This window comes from Natrinema soli (assembly GCF_028618695.1).
The window spans coordinates 1-18,104 of record NZ_JAQIVI010000318.1 but is presented as its reverse complement, the minus strand read 5'-3'; the positions used below and the strand labels follow the sequence as shown (position 1 = coordinate 18,104).

Sequence of the window (18,104 nt, the reverse complement as noted above, 5' to 3'; positions counted from 1 at the left end):
ATGAACGACCACGACACGACCGATGGACCGACTCGAGACGAGAGCCGATCCACGGTGAACGGAGCGGGATCGACCGACGAACCGCCCGACACCGGCGAGGCGGATATCGATCCGCCCGAGAGGTCGAACGATGAACCGCAGCCGTCCGATGTCGACGGGTCGGCCGAGATCGAGACTGAGACCGAGACCAGTGAGCCAACCGAGAACGACGAATCAGCCGACCCGACCACGCCTCGAGGACTCGGGGAGCTTCGACCGATGGTCTGGCCGGCAGTGCGAATCGCCGGGCTGATTCTCCTCGTCGCGCTCGTTCTGCCGTTCGTCGCGTACGCCGTCCCGCAGGTCGCCGGTGCGGAGCACAGCTTCGTCGTGCTCTCCGGCAGTATGGAGCCCTCGATCTCACCCGGAGACGTCGTCCTCGTCGCCGGCGTCGAACCGGACGCGGTCGAATCGGGGGACGTGATCACCTACCAGCGCACCGAGGGCGAAAGTCCCACGACCCATCGAGTGATCAAGGTCGACGACTCCGGTACCGACGTGCGGTTCCGAACGAAAGGGGACGCGAACGAGGATCCGGACCAGACTGCGATTGCCGCCGACCAGCTCATCGGTCGAGTGACTGTTACGATTCCGGCGATCGGTCACGTGATTACCTTCGTCAACACGCCGGTCGGGTTCGGATTGCTCGTCGCGCTTCCGCTCGTCTCGTTCGTCCTCTCTGAGGCCTGGGAACTCCGTTCGAAGCGTCGGAGCGACGACTCGGACGACCCAGAAGCGCCGGCCGATCCCCGGTCGGACGGCAGGGTCGAACCCGCCGAAACCGGGATCGACGGATCTCGAGACGGCGGAGCGACCGCGACTGAAGGTGGCGGTCTGACTCAGTCGACAGATCCGGAACCGCCGTCGCAGTCGACGGACCGATACGTCGTCACGAAATCGGACCTGCTGTATTCGATCGGTGTCCTGGCGGTTCTCGTGGGTTACAGCGGGTGGACGACCTATACGAGTTTCCTTCGAACCGGAGCACCGGAGGTCGTCTCGATGACGGTGTTCACCGGTTCGACGACGACGCTCGTCCTCGCACTCGCCGCGCGCTCGAGGCTCCCCGACGGGTCGGAACTGGACGGGACGGAATCGAACGACTCGGGACCATCGACCTCGGCTGATTCGAACGCGTCCGATTCGGACGATGCGGTCGAACCGGATGCGACTCGTGGCGAATCCGACAATCACGATGCCGCCACGCCAGAGGAGGTCTCACGGAACGGACCGTCCCCGTCGCCGTTCGAGTGGCCCGATCCGGACGAACCGTCGGAAGTCACACGAGCCGATTCTCCGGAACGAACGGTGGCTGACGGACCAAGTCCCGGAACGGGGACGGCCGTCCGCGGCGATGCGATCGACGACGGAGGACCCACCGGTGAGACCGATGACGAGTAAGCCGCTCGTTGCGACGCTCGTTACGATCGTGTTCGTCGGCAGCGCTCTGAGCGTCGGCTACACCACGGGCGCGTTCACGGACACCGAAGAACTCGAGGTCACCGTCGCCGGCAACGTTCCGGTCGACGAGTACGAGGGTGGCCCGCCCAACGGTGACGTTCGTGATCCCCCTGGCGATCGCGGTCCTCACGACGCTGACACGGATAGCGCGGCCGGCTCGGCAGCGACAGCAAGATGCGATGGCGACGGACGCCTCGAGAACGGAACGACGGACGGTGCGGCGGATACCGCGCTGAACCCCTGTGACGGATCCCTCGCCGAAACCGACCCGAAGCCCGGATCCGACGAGAGCAGCGGTGCCGACGAGAACGAGACTGGCATGAACGGTATCAAAACGGACGGTGGAGCGGGTGAACCGGATGGTAGCGCTGTCGGATCGGACGAGAGCGATGGTGACGCTACAGACGTGGCGGAAAATGAGTCGGTCGGACTGACCGAAGCAACCGACAGCACCCCGACGAACGACACCGTCTCGGATACCTCGAATCGAACCGAAGCTACCGATACTGCGAACTCGACCGCCGATGATAGCGACGGAAACGGGGAGAACACTCTCGAAAACGCAACTGACGACGGAAACGATGCTCATTCCGTCGGAGAAAACGAGTCCAGCGATGGAACCGAATCCAGTACCGGAAACGCATCCAATGACGAAAACGGGTTCAGTGACGGAACTACGTCCACCAGTGAAACTGAGACCAGTAGCGGCAGCGAAGACGAGACCGGTGATTCTGGGACCGATTCGAGCGGACCCACCATCGCGGGAGAAGCCGTTGATGGGTGAGTTGTTGTAGCCACCGACAGTCCGACAGCAATCACGAGGCCGAATACGTCGGCCACTGGATGACCATCGTGGACCGGCGGGACCGATGCATCGACCGGTTCCACAGTTCCGGTGGCTCCGGGAATCAGGGGCCCTCGAGTGCTGATTCCCGCGAGAGAAACGTCGAGAGGATCGCGGTGTGGACCGTCCGGAGGTCCGTCTCTCGGATCGTGGCGGCCGCCTGAAAGCGTTCGCGAGCGGTTGCGATCGTTTGGGGCTCGGCCGCGAGATGAGCGAGGACGAACGCGTCGGAATCGACACCTCGAGGGGCCTCGAAATCCGCCTCGTCGTACAGTTCCGCGAAGTCCGCCACGACCGCCGAGACGAGCCTGTCGGTGGCATCGGCACCCGGATCGCCCGCGGGGACCGTCGAGGCGGTCGGATCGAAGTACTCCTCGTAGTCGACGACGCCGGCGTCTTCGTACAGGAATTCGTCGAGTGCGTCGAAGACGTCCTCCGAGAGGTAGACACCGAACAGTTTGTATCCATCGGCGGCCATCACGCTGTGATTCCGTGTCGAACCCCATCAAAGGTTGCCCTCGAAAACCGTGACGGTCGTCGCACGGTCGTTCGTTGGGTCGTCGTGTCGCGGCGACACGAGCGACCAGTTCCGACGGAAAGCCGTCGCGACGCGCTCGAATCCGTGCGGATCGCGACGCCCTCGAGTCCGACGAGATGCCGATCGGTGGCTGGACTGAATCGCGGTATGTGGCTCTGGCAGTCGATCGATGCGGGCGCGACTGACCGACATACTCAAACGGCTGTGTTGCCTGTAGTACGACATAATGATGCTGCCAACGCACGCGCTCGTCGGGCTGGCCCTCGCCCTCCCGCTTGCCGCCATCGCCCCCGAATTCGCCGACGTCGCGCTCACTGCCGGCCTGCTCGGTGGGATTCTCCCCGATCTGGATATGTACATCGGTCATCGGAAGACGCTGCACTATCCCGTCTATTATTCGGTACTCGCCCTCGCGGTCGCCCCGTTCGCGATGCTCGTCCCGACGACGGCGACGATCGCCGCGACGGTCCTGTTGCTCGGTGCGGCCGTCCACAGCGTCATGGATATCTTCGGCGGCGGGTTGGAACTGCGACCGTGGGAGGCGACCTCGAGCCGCGCCGTCTACGACCACCATCGTGGGCGGTGGCTCGCGCCGCGTCGCTGGGTCCGGTACGACGGCGCGCCCGAGGACTTGCTGCTCTCGCTCGGTATCGCCGTCCCGCTCCTGATCGCTCTCGACGGCGTCCTCCGATCGATCGTGGGAGCCGCGCTGGTCGTCGCAGTCGTTTACACGGCCGTTCGACGGCTGCTCCCGACGATCGCGGAAGTCCTCGTCGCGGGATACCTGGTCCGGACGCTCCCGGATCGCCTCCTGACACTACTCCCCGCTCGGTACGGACCCGAACGCGGGAAGTGACCGACTCCCGCGCTGGTAGCGACCGCCGACCGGCGGCAATCGCGGACTCGTCTCCTTTCAGTATCGTTATGCGCCTCGACTGCAATCTGGCACCAAACCAATGCAGACATCGGTAGCCAGAGAGGCCGATCGCGGTGTCCGGTACGCGATTCTCGCCGTCCTCGTCGTCGGTTTCCGTCGGCGTGATCCGGGGGCGGTTTTCAACGCCGTCGTCTCGATCGCGGCGACGTCCCTCCCCGGAGCCGTCGAACGCCGATACGACGTGACGTTCAGGCCGTGGCAACGTGCGTATCTGAGTACGGCGATGCTCACGCATACAGTCGGAATGCTGGGTCCGTACGATGACGTCTGGTGGTGGGACCACGTGACCCACGCGCACTCGGCGACGATTCTCGGTGGACTAACCTTCGCCGCGGCCCGTCGCCGCGGGCGCGACCCGCGTCCCTGGGTCGTCGCCATCGTCGCCTTCGCCGGGGTGGTGTGGGAGTTCGCCGAGTACGGTATTCACGCGACCGCCACTCGCCTCGGACTCGACCCCGTACTCGTTTCCTACGGGGCGGCCGACACGTTCTTCGACCTCGTCTTCGATATCGTCGGCGCTCTCGTCGTGGTCGTACTCGGTGACTCCCTCCTCGAGAACCTGACTTCGACTGACGAGAACCTGCCGTCGGCCCCCGATTCACGGCCCTGACGACGGACGGTTCGTCCGCGTTCCGGTCGGCCGTCTCTGGCCGCGACCGCCGATCGTCGATCGGGGCGAACTCACGCGTTGCACGCAGCGGATGGTTCGTCCCGCCGGTACCGTGCGTTCACACGACGCCGAGACCGTGCGTTCACACGACGCCGAGACCGTGCGTTCACACGAGATCGCCGCTTCCGCGTGCGGACGGATTGGCCTCGATCGTCGGGATCTCGCCCGTTTCGGCGAGACTCTTGAACCGGCGCAGCGCCGTTTCCGCGATCGTCTTCGGGACGATTCCCAGTCGCTGTACCCCCGCGGCCCCCAGTTTGCCGCCGGGCGGATCGAACTGCAACTGAAGCGTCACTTGCGTCCCTCGATCCCCCGGGGCCGGCCGAAAGCGAACGTCGCCGTCGGTCGGAATCATCGCTCCCTCGAGCGACTCCCACCGCAGGAGTTCTCCGGGTCGGTCGTCCACGATTTCCGTCTCCCAGGTCAGGGTCGGTCCCCGTGGCGGTCGTACTTCCCAGTGATGTCGGTCCTCGCCGGCCCCCGTTACCTCGGCGACGGGACCCATGATTCGCGTCAACTGCTCCGGATCGCGCCAATACGCTGTGAGTTCGTCTGCAGGGACGCCCACCGTGATCGTCCGATCGACCGTCATCGGTCCCACAGCACTGCCGAGGATCGGTCCATCGCGCTCTTCGGCCGCTACTGAGAGCGTCCTGAGGGGGCGGCTCGTACCGCTGAGTCCTCGAGCGACGAGCCAGCCGCCACCCAGAGCCATCGCCCCGCCGACGAGTGACCGTCGCCTGAGTCCGGCGACGAACAGCGCGCCGCCGAAAGCCGTGGCGGCCAGTCGTCCGCCACGACCGATGGAGCGGTCGCCGCGAGCGCGTTCCGGTTCGGTCGTCTCGCCGTCAGAGTCGCCAGGGATCGGCTCCGTCACGTGATCGCTCATGCTGTCTCGAGTGCGTCGGTTAGTTCGAACGAGCGAACGGTCGCTCGTCGGGGCAGTAGCGGCTCATCGGTCGGTGAACGCGCCGTCTCCCTCGATCGCACCGGTACCATCATCGAACGGGGGCGCATAGGCACCACCGTCGAGTGGGACCGTGTCGGTCTCGTCTCGGAATAGTTCACACGGCAAACAGGACGGCGGTGCTATTGTAGCTTCCAACTGCAAATGCAACGCGCACCGGTGTTCGGTCGCCGGCGATCAGTAATCGGACCGTTCGAGTCGCGTCAGACCCGTGTCCCGTACACGACAACCCGTTGTCATCAGTTGTTCGTTTCGTGAATTTCCCTCGATCCAATAGACGATTTAGGACGCCGACTACTTCCTCCTCTCGTACATCTAGTAACTATGATTGCTATCTTCCTCTACTATCATTCTTATTTTACAAGAAAAACTCTCACGGGGGATTCTTTCAGACGGTTCGCGGGAATACGAGTCCGTCGAGACGAATCGGTTCGACGACGAATGACATCGACAGGGGAGGGTATCTTTAACGAGTTCCGCCGGGCGGACGTCCATCGACCACCGAGTCGAAGTAAAGATCTCTGAACTGTCTCCGCTTGTAGTATTGCTATAAATATACCATGTACGGGATACTGTCGGCAGCTTCGAACGAATTGCACGAACCGATTCAGTCGGTCTGGATCGGCATCGCTCAGCGGTCTATATCTCCCGAACGTAGGCGTACTCGTCCGAGAGCGCTTCGGCGTCCTCGCGGAGCAGAGCGACGACGAGACAGTCGACGTGCTCCTCGAAGTACTCGACGAGATCGGCGATCCGAGTCGAGTCGATCGCCTCGAGCGAATCCAGCAGCATGAACGGAACGATTTCGTAGACGTCGTGAACCAGATAGCCCGCGAGTGCGAAGACCAGTCCAGTGACTTCGCGTTCGCTCTCCGAGAGGTGATCGACGGTATCCTCGTACGTCGCTCCGTCGTCGGTCGACCGGACGATGTGCAGGTCGAACGCGGTCCGCGTGACCTTCCGCCGCCCCTCCCGGACCGTCTTCTCGCGACGATCGATCCAGATGCGGTCGATATTTCGGTATTCGAGGATCGACAGGATCGACTCCATGTGCTCGTTGAACGCGTCGACGGCGTTTTCTTCGATCCGGTCGACGCGCGTCCTGAGGTCGGTCAGCTCTGTTTCGACGCTCTCGCGGCGCTCCTCGAGTTCGCTGCGCTCCTCGCTCTTGCCCTCGATCTCCTCGATTCGAGCCTGCACGTCGTCGCGGTCGTCCTCGAGTCCCTCGAGTTCGAGCTCGAGACGGTTCAGTTCGCGGTGGGTGTCGATAACGTCGCCGTACTCCGCGTTTTCGAACGCTTCGGCCTCGGATTCGAGGTCGTCGATACGCGCCTGTTGCTGTTCGACTTCGGTCTCGAGTTCCTCGATGCGCTGTTCGCGGCGTTCGAGTTCGTCGTCGATCGCCGACAGCCGCGTTTCGATTTCCCCTCGTCGCTGTGTCCGCTCGCGAAGCTCCTTCCGACGCGAGGAGAGTTCGTCGATCTGTGCTTGCAGCTCGCTTCGTTCCTCGAGCTGTTCCTGGCGGAGCGATCGCAATCGCTCCAGCGTCGATTCGATCCGGTCGCGGCCGACCTGCGAGCCACACGTCCAGCAGACGACGTCGTCGTCCGCGAGGAGTTGTTCGGTAATGTCGCCGTCGTCTTCGTCCCCCGACTCGACGTGGTCCTCGAGATCCAGCTCGAACCCGTCGTCTGCGAGCCGTTCCTCGTTGAATCGGATCACGCTCTGCAGTTCGCTCACGGTCGTATCGAGCGACCGCTTCCGGGCGCGGAGCTCCTGGATCCGCCCTTCGAGCCGATCCGGCGACTCGTGATCGTCGTCGAAGGCCTCGAGTTCCGCCTCCAGCTCGTCGCGTTCCCGCTCGAGTTCAGCGTAGCTCTCGCGTTCGGTCTCGAGATCGTACTCGATGGACTCGAGTTCGGTCCGCGCCGTCTGGAGGTCGGCAAACGCCGATTCGATCTCTTCTTTCCGGTCGCGGCTCGCCTCGACGTCGAGATCGAACGCCTCGAGTTCGTCCTCGAGGTCGGCGATTCGCTCGGTCGTCGTTTCGATCTCGTTCTCGAGTTCCCGTTTCTTCGATTCGAGCCCCGGGAGTTCGGAATCGAGTTGTTCGAGCCGCTCGAGGCGATCGTCGAGGTCGCGTTTTTCGGCCTCGAGGGTGGAAATTTCGGCTTCGATCTCGTCCGTATCGATCGGACGCATGATAAGTTCGCGAAGCTCGTCGCCGCGTCTCACTGCCCGGCGTGCTTCGTTGGATTCGAGCAGGAAGGCAAAGAGATCCGCGAGTTCCGGATCGTCGAGATAGGGATCACCGTCGAAGACCACTTCGCCGTTGCGTCGCTCGAGGTATCGCTCGTACTGTTCACCGTCGAATTCCAATTCGGCGCGACCGGCGTCCGCATCGCCTTTCAGCGAGGAGCGCCGACTGCCCAGCGCGGCCATGATCGTCTGGAGGAACGACGTTCGGTTCGTCGCGTTCCGTCCAGTTAGGACGTTGACGCCGGGTTGAAGCGTTACCTCGCTACTATCGATACCGCCGATATTCTCCGCGAGAACGGTAATCGACGAGGTGACTGGCTTTGGAGATGACACGATGGTTATTTCACGCCGCGGGATATAAATGCTATGCGGTAACAGCCGCTTTTCCGACGTGTGGCGTTACGACGTTTCCGCGGTCTCACAGTCGCAGCCGCCCTGATCGAGTAACTCGGCGACGGAATAGTCGGTTCCGCAGTTCGAGCAAATGGTCCGGACATCGACGAAGACGTCGTACTTCCGGTCCGTAATCTCCCCGGCGTTTCTCAGTTCCTCGAGCGTGGATTCCGTGACGACTTGCGTTCGGCCGGCGAGTCGCTGAACGGTCTCTTTCTTTCGTTCCAGCCGGTCCTCGGTGTCCTCCTCGGGAAGAGACGCGTCGCGAACGTTCGTGAGATACGTATAAATCGTCTGGTGAGTGACGAAATCGGAGCGGACGGCGTCGATGTCGATCCCCGACCGTTCCAGTTCGCGTCGCTTTCTGACCGCGTCCGAGCGCGACACGTCGTCGTCCGTTAGCGTTCGATAGAGCGTTTCGATATCGGAATCGAGCACCGATCCGCCCGCGTCGCGGAGGGCCGCTCGGAGGACGGCCTTGTTGAACTCGGTCGCGAGGTCGCGGAGACTCGTTCGGTCCGTTCCGTCACCGATCCACTCGGTCTCGAGGCGATCCCCCCACGACTCGAGGTCATACTCGTCTATCACTCGCTCGACCTTGGTCCGACGACCGCCGCTCGAGTCGTCCGTCATACCGATAGTCACTGACGCCTATCGTACAAATGTTGCGGTTATCGAACTGGACTCCCGGCCAGTCACGTGTTCGATTAATATATAAATATTAAAATAACACTATATAGAATATATATTATGGATGTTATGATAGAAAGGGGAGATTAGTAGTGTATGAATACAATTGTACGCTGATGTACTACGGTAAAATAACCTATAAAGGCTCTATTACGCCGCTATTGAACCTAGCCCGACTCAGTAATAATTCTATCAATTATCATACTCAACTGCGCGACCGCTGACTTCTCCGGCTGGCATTTGGGTTGTCGGAGGAATTAGACGAGTCCCCTGATAGAGTATCTCGAGAGCGGGTCCAGTCTGTGGCGGCCTGGCGGCTACCGGCGGTTACAGAGATAGGGGTGTAATTCTGTTCGTTCTGCGCTGGTCCGGTTCGCGAGATGGTTCCGCCGCGGTCGACGGACGAACCGCGGTTTGTTGCCGTTCGAACGCAAACCCCCGGCGCGATTTCGAACCGAATCCGGTAGACTGGTAGCCTCGACGAACGGTGCGTTCACGGTGGCCGAACGGGACGTCATATTCGTTTGCCGTCCACTCCGAACGCCCAGTCTCGATGTCGAACACTGATCGGTCGGCCGTCGAACGATCTGGCGGCGAAGATCCCGTCGCAGGTCGACGGTTCGGCCGCCGCGAGTCGGACGCCCACTCTCGACAGACAGCGTCCGCTTCCACCGACCGTTTCGCGAGTGAACTCGGCGAGGCCAACACGGTCGTTTTCCATTACCGAACGGAACACGATCCCGCAGGCTCGAGCCGTTCGCGTCGATTCGACGGGCTAGCCCGTGGTGACTATCAGATAACCGGCGACGGCGGACCCGCAGTGCGATATCGATCGCCAATTTCCGTTCGTCGTCGTGGCGATTTCGTTCCAAACTCGTCGTAGCGGCCGGGGAATAAGTTTAACACGACCCTCCGCAAAGGGAGAGTCATGACAGCTCCTGAAGAGCTAGTGGGACAAACGTATCGATGTCCCGATTGCGAAGGGGTACTCTCGTTCGACCGATGTTCGTGGCAGTGTGTGGACTGCGGTCACGTTCCGCATCACGCCGCGGATTAATCACGTATTTTCGGCACAGATCGGCTCTCTGCCGGCACATATCGGCCGGTCGGAAGCGTACACTTTTGTCGGTACGCTGGCGATACACGAACACAACAATGGATGAAGACGCGCTCGAGTATCACCGTGCCGATCCGCCGGGCAAGATCGAGATTTCGACGACGAAACCGACGAACACGCAACGCGACCTCTCGCTGGCGTACTCGCCGGGCGTCGCCGCACCGTGTCGAGAGATAGCCGGACACGCGGACGACGCCTATCAGTACACGACGAAGGGGAACCTCGTCGGCGTCGTCTCGAACGGCTCGGCCGTGCTCGGACTCGGCGACATCGGTGCACAGGCGTCGAAACCGGTCATGGAGGGCAAAGGTGTCCTGTTCAAGCGCTTCGCCGACATCGACGTCTTCGACATCGAACTCGATCTCGATGAGCCGGACGCGTTCGTCGAATCGGTCGCCGCGATGGAGCCGACGTTCGGCGGGATCAATCTCGAGGATATCGCGGCTCCCCACTGCTTCGAAATCGAGGAACGCCTCCGAGACCGGCTGTCGATCCCGGTCTTTCACGACGACCAGCACGGCACCGCGATCATCAGCGGGGCCGCGCTGCTCAACGCCGTCGAAATCTCCGGCAAGGACCTCGAGTCGCTCGAGGTCACGTTCGCCGGCGCGGGTGCGGCCGCGGTCGCGACGGCCAAGTTCTACGTCTCGCTGGGCGTCGAACGAGAGAACATCACGATGTGCGATATCGACGGGATTCTGACCACTGGACGGGCCGAGTCCGGCGACTTGAACGAGTACAACCGGCAGTTCGCCAGCGACGTGCCCGAAGGCGGCATCGCGGACGCGATGGCGGGCGCGGACGTCTTCGTCGGCCTTTCGGCCGGCGGCATCGTCAGTCAGGAGATGGTCCGCTCGATGGCCGACGACCCGATCATCTTCGCGATGGCCAACCCCGATCCGGAGATCGGCTACGAGGACGCCAAAGAAGCCCGCGACGACACCGTCATCATGGCGACCGGCCGCTCTGACTACCCGAATCAGGTCAACAACGTCCTCGGGTTCCCCTTCATCTTCCGCGGCGCGCTGGACGTCCGCGCCACCGAGATCAACGAGGAGATGAAGGTCGCGGCGGCGTCGGCGCTGGCCGAACTGGCCAAACAGGACGTGCCGGACTCGGTGGTGAAGGCGTACGGCGATCGGGCGCTCCAGTTCGGACCGGACTATATCATTCCAAAGCCCCTGGATGCGCGCGTCCTCTTCGAAGTCGCCCCCGCAGTCGCGCGGGCAGCGATCGAGTCGGGCGCGGCCCGCGTCGAGATCGATACTGATGCGTACGTCGAAGCGCTCGAGGCGCGACTCGGCAAGTCCCGCGAAATGATGCGGGTGGTGCTCAACAAGGCGAAATCCGATCCGAAGCGCATCGCGCTGGCCGAGGGGACCGACGAGACGATCGTGCGAGCGGCCTCCCAGATCGTCGAACGAGGCATCGCTGAGCCGGTTCTGATCGGCGACGAGGACGAGGTTCGACGGACGGTCGCGGACCTCGGTCTCGAGTTCGAACCGGACGTCGTCGACCCCGAGAGCGGCGAGTACGAGGCGTACACCGAACACCTCTACGAGCGACGGAAGCGAAACGGCGTCACTCGCCGCGAGGCAGCGTCGATGATCCGCGACGACACCAACTACTTCGGGAGCGTCATGGTCGACCGCGGCGACGCCGACGCGATGCTCACGGGACTGACGAACCACTATCCGTCGGCGCTCCGGCCGCCCCTGCAGGTGATCGGCACGGCCGACGACGCCGACTACGCCGCCGGCGTCTACATGCTGACGTTCAAGAATCGCGTCATCTTCGTGGCCGACGCGACGGTCAATCAGGCTCCCGACGAGGACGTCCTCGAGGAAGTCACTCGCCACACCGCAGCGCTGGCTCGCCGATTCGACGTCGAGCCCCGCGCCGCCCTCCTCTCGTACTCGGACTTCGGCAGCGTCGACAACGAGGGAACGCGGAAACCTCGCGAAGCGGCCCGTCGGCTCCGCGCCGATCCAGCCGTCGACTTTCCCGTCGACGGGGAGATGCAGGCCGACACCGCCGTCGTCGAGGAGATGTTGACCGGCACCTACGAGTTCAGCGATCTCGAGAAACCGGCGAACGTGCTGGTCTTCCCGAACCTCGAGGCCGGCAACATCGGCTACAAGCTGCTCCAGCGACTCGGCGGGGCCGACGCGATCGGACCGATGCTCGTCGGCATGGACGAGCCGGTTCACGTTCTCCAGCGCGGCGACGAGGTCACGGACATCGTCAACCTCGCGGCTGTGGCGTCGGTCGACGCGCAGGACGACGAGTCCTGATCGGCGGACTGGCTCCCGTCGTCAGTCTACTCGAGCGCGACCGGCTCACCTCGTTCCGCGGAGTCGTGGAGCGCTTCGATGATACGCATGTCCCGCAGGCCGTGTCGGCCGTCCGGATAGAGGTCGCCGTCGCCGAGGAGGCGGTCCGCGAAGTAGTCGAACTCCGCTTCCATCTCGCGCTCCGCGTCGAAGCTTCCGTGCTCGACCGTGACCGAGATGTCGCCGCGCGAGAGGTGCAGCGAACACTCCCCGTGGAACGCCGGCCGGAGCTCGATCCGTCCCTCGGTTCCAGTGATCTTGAGATGGGTGTCTTCGTGGGCGTGCTGGCTCGAGGTCGAGACCATCTGCACGTCGTCTTCGAAGACCAGCAGCGACGAGGACCGCTCGTCCGGGACGTCGGCGAACGCCTCGTGGTTCGAGACCATCTCGGCCTGCACGCTGACGGGGTCGCGTCGGAGCAGGAATCGGGTCGTGTTGATCGAATAGATTCCCAGGTCCATCACCGAGGTGCCGTACCCGCTCAGATCGGCGTCGAGTCGCCACTGGTCGGGGTCGGGGATCATCTCGAGCAGGTGCTGACTGTTGTGGCCGTAGACCGACACCGGCTCCCCGAGGAAGCCGTCGGCGATCAGTTCGCGCGCTCGCTGGACCGCCGGGTCGGTGTGCATGCGATAGGCGATCATCAGCGGCACGTCCGCGGCGTCGCAGGTCGCGACCATCCGTTCGGCGCGCTCGACGGTCGCCTCCATCGGCTTCTCGCAGAGGACCGCCTTGTCCAGTTCGGCCGCGGTCTCGGCGTACTCGAGGTGATAGCCGTTCGGCGTACCGACGTAGACGGCGTCGTAGGCGTCGCTCGCCGCGCCGTCGTGGAACTCGTCGTAGCTTATCCCGTGTGCGACGTCGTTTTCGTCGGCGAGTCGGGTCGCTTTGTCGGTCGAACTGCTGACGAGAACCGAGACCTCGCCGAGATCCGACGATTCGATCGCCGGGAGGGCGACGTCGGTCGTCCACCAGCCCAGGCCGATCAGGGCGTATCTGACGGTCCCGCTTTCGATCGTTTGCCATGTCCGTTCCTCGTACCTGTCGAGCCAATCGATCATGCTCCTCTCTATATCTCGATCTGATAAAAAATGACCGATGACTGTGTGTGACGATGGCAATGCCAGCGTTCGGTATCCGCGCTACGAATCGGCTCCCGGCGTCCCGCCCGCTTCGTCGAGCGAGACCGTCACGAGGCCATCGAAGTTGAGCAGCACCCGCTGGACCCAGTTGCCGAAGATTGCCTTGCCGGCCGGCGAGCGCCTGCGACCGGCGATGAAGACGTGATCGCAGTCGTACGCTTCGGCGGCGTTGAGCGTCGCCATCCCGTACCCCTCCGAGAGAACGTCGACGCCGACGCTGTAGTCGATATCGGTCTCGCCGAGCGTCTCCCGGACGAAGGTCTCGAGTTCGGCCGCCGCCGCCTCGATAATGGCGTCTTCGCCGTCGTCTTCCGAGACGCCCTCGATCTCGCCGATCGATTCGATTTTTCGAACGCCGGGACCGATCTCTTCGGCGGTGGCAAAGGCCAAGACGGTCAGTTTCGCGTCCCCGCCGCCTGCGTACTGTGCCGCTTCTCGGAGGAGCGTCGCGTGGCGATCCGTGTCCTCGACGATGACGAGTCCGTTCTTCATACACGATCGTTGCGAGGAACCAGATTAAATATTCCGTTTGGTACCGGTTCGAGATAACCGAAAGAATCGCTCCGAGCCATCTCGAGGCCCGAATCGGCCGTGCGGACGGCCGACTCAGTCGCACTGGGTCGTCATTAGACGAGCGGGAAGAGCGTCGAGTAGATGAGCAACACGACGAGACTCGAGATCGAGAGCACGACGGTGAGTGCGGTCCACGTCTTCAGCGTTTCCGCCTTTGTGAGTCCGCCGATCTCCTTGACGATCCAGAAGCCGGAGTCGTTGAACCACGAGCAGATGACGGCACCGGAGCCGATCGCCATCACGAGATAGGCCGGGTGGACGGCGAGTTCGGGGACCTGCGGGGCCATGATCCCGCCCGTAGTCAGCATGGCGACGGTGACCGAGCCCTGTGCGACGCGGATAATCGCGGCGATGAGCCACGCCGTAATCAGCAGGCCGATTCCGAGGCCGTCGAGCGTCGACGCGACGAGTTCGCCGATACCCGCCTGGGCGAGCATCGCCCCGAACGCGCCGCCGGCCGCGGTGATCGCGGCGATGTTTCCGCCGTTGCGTAACGCGTCGGTGATCTCGTCTTCCCACACCGAGCGGGGGAAGTCGTCCATCCTGAGGTAGGTGAGCGAGGCGATGACCGCGGCGAAGGTCAGCGAGAAGTTGACGTTCCCGACGTAGTCGGTCGCCGGCTGAACGGACTCGAGGACGGGGTACGTATCGCTGAACGTGTTGACGGCCGTACTGGCGGCGATGAAGGCGACGGCGACGACGACGGGGAGCACCGACTCGGCGAACGACGGCAGGTTCGAGACCGGCTTCGAGGCCTGTTCCTCGAGGTCTTCGACTGTCGTCCCCATGGTGTCTCGGAGCGGGATGTCGATGTACTGATTGATGAACCGACCGAAGAGGACGCCGCTGATGAGCGCCGCGGGGAGGGCGACCGCCAGCCCGACGACGATAGTCGTACCGAGGATGGCTCGATCGGGATCGAGTTCTTGCGCGACCGCGAGCGGTCCCGGCGTCGGAGGCACGAACGCGTGCATCGCGACGCCGCCGCCGCCGACGACGACGATGTACAGCGCGTAGTTCTTCCCGATTCGAGCGCGCATGGCGCGGGCCAGCGGCGCCATCAGGTAGAAGACGTTGTCGAAGAACACCGGAATCGAGAGGATCGAGCTACTGACCCACAGGGAGAGATCGGCGTTGCCGTCGCTGACGAACGACTGGAAGGACCGAACGATGCGATTCGCCGCACCGGAGTCCGTCATCGACTTTCCGATCACCGCCGCCATCAGGATCGGAATACCGACGCCAGCCATGTTCTCGCCGAAGGCCGCCGCGACGCCTTCGGGAATGCTGCCGAAGGCGACGCCGTCTAAAAAGAACGCGTTGGTCGTCCCGACGAGCAACGCCGAAATGATCAACCCGATAAACGTCGGAACGTCCCAGACGACGAGAAGCAGAATCACGGAGACGATTCCGATACCAAAGGCTAACAGTGGGGCAGTGGCTGCCATGTGTCCGTTTCGGGAATGTGCGTATGCCCATAAAAAACCGTGCATTTTCCTGTCGGCGCGGTCGAGCAAGCTGCTTCGTCCGACATCCGCATCGGCCACCGGCAGGGCCTAGCGAACCGGAAAGCGGCGTTTCAGAAGTCGAGGCCTCGAGCCGACCGGGACGGTTCGATCGACTATTCGTAGACGTGGACGCTGCCGGTCGTGTGCGCCTCGATGTACTCCCAGTCGTACTCGACGCCGAGTCCCGGCCCGTCGGGAACCGGGACGGTGCCATCGTCGTCGACCGCGTCCATCAGATCGGAGTAGCCGCCCTGATAGACCGGCGGCTGGGTGTTCTGGCAGTCGGGGTGGACCAGCGCCAGTTCGTAGTAGTTCGAGTTCCGGCAGGCGGCGATACAGTGCCGTTGGGCCGGTCCGGGCGCGTGAAACTCCACATCGAGCCCGAACGCCTCGGCCATCCGCGCCACCTTGATCGCGCCGGTGATCCCGGCGTCGTACTCCGGATCGGCCCGCAGGAAGTCCGTCGCGTCGTTAGCGGCGAAGTCGGACTTGCTCTCGAGTCCCCGGACGTGTTCGGTCTGGAGAATCGGCGTCTCGAGTTTCCGGGCGAGCTTTCGGTGGGCGTGCTGGGAGATACCGCCGTCGCGGAACGGGTCTTCGTACCAGAAGAAGCCCTCCTCGTCGAGGGCGCGCCCGAGCTCGAGCGCGTCGGCGAAGGTCTCCAGTTCGCAAGCGGGGTCGTGCATGAGGTCCATGTCGTCGCCGACGGCGTCGCCGACCGCGCGAACGGCCTCGATCTCTCGAGTCAGGTCGCGAGCGTCGTCGCCGCCGCCCCAGCCGTGGATCTTGAATCCGCCGAAGCCACGGTTGCGACAGTCCTCGGCGAAGTCGGCGAACGCTTCGGGCGAGTCGAGCCCGCCCGCGTTGTCGCCGTGGTACGTCGACGCGTAGGCGGGGATGCGCTCGCGATAGGTGCCAAGCAGCTCGTGAATGGGCGCGTCGTAGTACGTGCCAGCGAAGTCCCACAGCGCGATGTCGATCGGGCCGATCCCCATCCGATCGTACTTCCGTAGCGCGCGTTTTACTTCCGACCAGTGTTTCTCCCGCTGCAGCGGGTCCTTGCCGATGAGGTACTTCGCGATGATGTTGTACTGGGCGGCCGCGGGCGAGTTCCCGCCGACGTACTCGCCGGTGATTCCCTCGTCCGTGTGAATTTTGATCCCGAAGAGCTTCCGTATCGTCGTCTCACCGGGCTCGTAGACGAGGTTGAACCCGTGCTCGTCGGTCCCCACGTCCTGGAGGGGATACTCGAACTCTCGGCTTTCGATTTTCGTGATCGTCGGTGTCACGTTCGTGTCGTGCACCGGAGCGCTAATAAACGTGAGCAGTGCCGGCCACTCCTCGCTTCCTGCCGGGGAAGTGATCGCTTCCAGGGTGGATCACCAGTTCATCAATGAGGAACGTCCGTTCACGATGTCCGAGGAGCGTTTACTAATTACTTGCGCCAACTGAATCCACATGCGTTCCAGTCGGCTGTTTCTGTTACGTTCCCACACCCGAGGCCCCGAAACGCTGGGTGGTTTGTTCGTGATTGATGAATATTGTCCGTCAGGACCGTTCACCGGCAGTCTCTCCCAGTCTCGTTTACATCCCCGTATAGATCGCCCGTAGTTCCCGACAGGCGCTCATTCCATTGGGGCTTTCAGCAGTACGTTTTTGGTTACAAACATATGGCCGTAACTCTTCCGCGTGTATTTGTGAGTTTTCCCCACTTTGTTCGGTATCGCATAACGAATGGCTTTTCCCGAGAAACGCGAGTCGATCCCGTTCGCGGAAACTGCAAATCTGATCCCGTCGAGCCGGCGGTCTAGTTCGAGGATCACTTCCAGTCGTAGATCGGTGATCTGTGTCGGAACATGCTCGAGTGCTGCACGGCGCTGAGCACGGTCGCCGAGGCGTTCGTCAGTCGACGCCGCTAACGGTTGTCAGCTCGGTCCGATCGGCGACGTGGAACCGGTACTCGCCCGCGTCGAGGACGTGTCCCCGATCGGGGTCGTAGTAGCCGAGCGCGGAGGCGGTGACCTCGATGTCGACCATCGCCGACTCGCCGGCGTCCAGTTCGACCCGTTCGAATCCGACCAGTGCGCGTTCGGGTCTGACGCGCGAGGCGTGCATCTGCGTCGCGTACACTTGCACGGTCTCCGTGCCGGAGCGATCCCCGACGTTCGAGAGCGTGACGCTGACAGTCGCCGCCGGTCCGTCGTCGTCGGATGCCGTCGCCGGTCCGTCCGCGACCGCCATCTCGTCGACATCGAACTCGGTGTAACTCAGTCCGTGGCCGAACGGGTACAGCGGCTCGTAGGAGTCGGGATGCTCGTGGTCGCCGATCGGCGTCGGATGAGCGAGCGCGTCGTGGTGTTGCGGGAGATCACCGTGAGATTTCGGCATCGTAATCGGGAGCCGGCCGCTCGGGTCGTTCTCGCCAAACAGCGTCTCGGAGACGGCGACACCGCCCTCCGTTCCCGGAAAGTACGCCACGAGGATCGCCGGGACGTGCTCGGCCATCCAGTCGACGATCAGCGGTCGGCCGGTCACGAGCACGCCGACGACGGGCGTTCCGGTCCCGTGAACCCGCCGGACGAGTTCGCGCTGGGCGTCCGACAGCCGAAGGTCGCTCCGCGTCGGCCACTCCC

Annotated in this window: 14 protein-coding genes; 5 read left to right on the top strand and 9 right to left on the bottom strand. The window is 63.2% G+C overall.

The window, feature by feature from the left end:
- Both PGX04_RS19035 and PGX04_RS19030 read left to right on the top strand, forming a co-directional pair.
- On the top strand, nucleotides 1-1,440 hold the full coding sequence (locus PGX04_RS19035; protein ID WP_273739948.1) for a signal peptidase I: 1,440 nt from the start codon (nucleotides 1-3) through the stop codon (nucleotides 1,438-1,440).
- Nucleotides 1,394-2,284 (top strand): midas domain-containing protein, encoded by an 891-nt coding sequence (locus PGX04_RS19030; RefSeq protein WP_273739947.1) that lies wholly within the window; start codon nucleotides 1,394-1,396, stop codon nucleotides 2,282-2,284. Before PGX04_RS19035 ends, PGX04_RS19030 begins: the two co-directional genes overlap by 47 nt.
- A 124-nt stretch (nucleotides 2,285-2,408) precedes the next feature.
- On the opposite strand, the gene PGX04_RS19025 is transcribed toward PGX04_RS19030, so the two are convergent.
- A complete protein-coding gene (locus tag PGX04_RS19025; RefSeq protein ID WP_377043057.1) occupies nucleotides 2,409-2,822 on the bottom strand; it encodes a hypothetical protein in 414 nt (137 codons plus the stop codon).
- A 286-nt stretch (nucleotides 2,823-3,108) separates the two neighbouring features.
- Here PGX04_RS19025 and PGX04_RS19020 point away from each other — a divergent pair, with 286 nt between their 5' ends.
- The gene (locus PGX04_RS19020) at nucleotides 3,109-3,738 is read left to right on the top strand and encodes a metal-dependent hydrolase (RefSeq protein ID WP_273739945.1); all 630 of its coding nucleotides are present in this window, start codon (nucleotides 3,109-3,111) and stop codon (nucleotides 3,736-3,738) included.
- A 100-nt stretch (nucleotides 3,739-3,838) separates the two neighbouring features.
- Nucleotides 3,839-4,429, top strand: a complete 591-nt coding sequence (locus PGX04_RS19015) for a DUF2238 domain-containing protein (RefSeq protein ID WP_273739944.1) — start codon at nucleotides 3,839-3,841, stop codon at nucleotides 4,427-4,429.
- A 166-nt stretch (nucleotides 4,430-4,595) separates the two neighbouring features.
- Here the strand turns inward: PGX04_RS19015 and PGX04_RS19010 are convergent, their stop codons facing one another.
- The 3 genes from PGX04_RS19010 to rdfA form a co-directional block, all read right to left on the bottom strand.
- Entirely contained in the window at nucleotides 4,596-5,378 is a 783-nt protein-coding gene (locus PGX04_RS19010) for an SRPBCC family protein (protein ID WP_273739943.1), read from the bottom strand.
- 717 nt (nucleotides 5,379-6,095) lie between these two features.
- Nucleotides 6,096-8,048: an archaea-specific SMC-related protein gene (locus PGX04_RS19005; protein ID WP_273739942.1), complete on the bottom strand. Its 1,953-nt coding sequence runs from the start codon at nucleotides 8,046-8,048 to the stop codon at nucleotides 6,096-6,098.
- Nucleotides 8,049-8,114: 66 nt separating this feature from the next.
- A complete protein-coding gene (gene rdfA / locus PGX04_RS19000) occupies nucleotides 8,115-8,741 on the bottom strand; it encodes a rod-determining factor RdfA (RefSeq protein ID WP_273739941.1) in 627 nt (208 codons plus the stop codon).
- 1,212 nt (nucleotides 8,742-9,953) lie between these two features.
- Here rdfA and PGX04_RS18995 point away from each other — a divergent pair.
- Entirely contained in the window at nucleotides 9,954-12,209 is a 2,256-nt protein-coding gene (locus tag PGX04_RS18995; RefSeq protein WP_273739940.1) for an NADP-dependent malic enzyme, read from the top strand.
- A 26-nt stretch (nucleotides 12,210-12,235) separates the two neighbouring features.
- Here PGX04_RS18995 and gfo6 read toward each other — a convergent pair whose 3' ends face one another.
- From gfo6 to PGX04_RS18970, 5 genes are all read right to left on the bottom strand, one after another.
- Nucleotides 12,236-13,309, bottom strand: coding sequence for a D-xylose 1-dehydrogenase Gfo6 (gene gfo6, locus PGX04_RS18990; protein WP_273739939.1), 1,074 nt, complete (start codon nucleotides 13,307-13,309; stop codon nucleotides 12,236-12,238).
- An 81-nt stretch (nucleotides 13,310-13,390) separates the two neighbouring features.
- Nucleotides 13,391-13,882, bottom strand: a complete 492-nt coding sequence (locus tag PGX04_RS18985; protein ID WP_273739938.1) for a universal stress protein — start codon at nucleotides 13,880-13,882, stop codon at nucleotides 13,391-13,393.
- Between the two features lie 134 nt (nucleotides 13,883-14,016).
- The gene (locus PGX04_RS18980; RefSeq protein WP_273739937.1) at nucleotides 14,017-15,411 is read right to left on the bottom strand and encodes a GntP family permease; all 1,395 of its coding nucleotides are present in this window, start codon (nucleotides 15,409-15,411) and stop codon (nucleotides 14,017-14,019) included.
- Between the two features lie 173 nt (nucleotides 15,412-15,584).
- The gene (locus PGX04_RS18975) at nucleotides 15,585-16,760 is read right to left on the bottom strand and encodes a mandelate racemase family protein (protein WP_273739936.1); all 1,176 of its coding nucleotides are present in this window, start codon (nucleotides 16,758-16,760) and stop codon (nucleotides 15,585-15,587) included.
- 613 nt (nucleotides 16,761-17,373) lie between these two features.
- Nucleotides 17,374-18,104: glycoside hydrolase family 3 C-terminal domain-containing protein (locus PGX04_RS18970; protein ID WP_273739935.1), on the bottom strand; the 731-nt coding region annotated here is incomplete at its 5' end.

Coding starts and splice junctions, on each gene's coding strand:
- rdfA (WP_273739941.1), bottom strand. CDS start 8,741: ATGACGGACGACTCGAGCGGCGGTCGTCGGACCAAGGTCGAGCGAGTG.
- PGX04_RS19015 (WP_273739944.1), top strand. CDS start 3,839: ATGCAGACATCGGTAGCCAGAGAGGCCGATCGCGGTGTCCGGTACGCG.
- PGX04_RS19030 (WP_273739947.1), top strand. CDS start 1,394: ATGCGATCGACGACGGAGGACCCACCGGTGAGACCGATGACGAGTAAG.
- PGX04_RS19025 (WP_377043057.1), bottom strand. CDS start 2,822: ATGGCCGCCGATGGATACAAACTGTTCGGTGTCTACCTCTCGGAGGAC.
- PGX04_RS18995 (WP_273739940.1), top strand. CDS start 9,954: ATGGATGAAGACGCGCTCGAGTATCACCGTGCCGATCCGCCGGGCAAG.
- gfo6 (WP_273739939.1), bottom strand. CDS start 13,309: ATGATCGATTGGCTCGACAGGTACGAGGAACGGACATGGCAAACGATC.
- PGX04_RS18980 (WP_273739937.1), bottom strand. CDS start 15,411: ATGGCAGCCACTGCCCCACTGTTAGCCTTTGGTATCGGAATCGTCTCC.
- PGX04_RS19010 (WP_273739943.1), bottom strand. CDS start 5,378: ATGAGCGATCACGTGACGGAGCCGATCCCTGGCGACTCTGACGGCGAG.
- PGX04_RS19020 (WP_273739945.1), top strand. CDS start 3,109: ATGATGCTGCCAACGCACGCGCTCGTCGGGCTGGCCCTCGCCCTCCCG.
- PGX04_RS19035 (WP_273739948.1), top strand. CDS start 1: ATGAACGACCACGACACGACCGATGGACCGACTCGAGACGAGAGCCGA.
- PGX04_RS18985 (WP_273739938.1), bottom strand. CDS start 13,882: ATGAAGAACGGACTCGTCATCGTCGAGGACACGGATCGCCACGCGACG.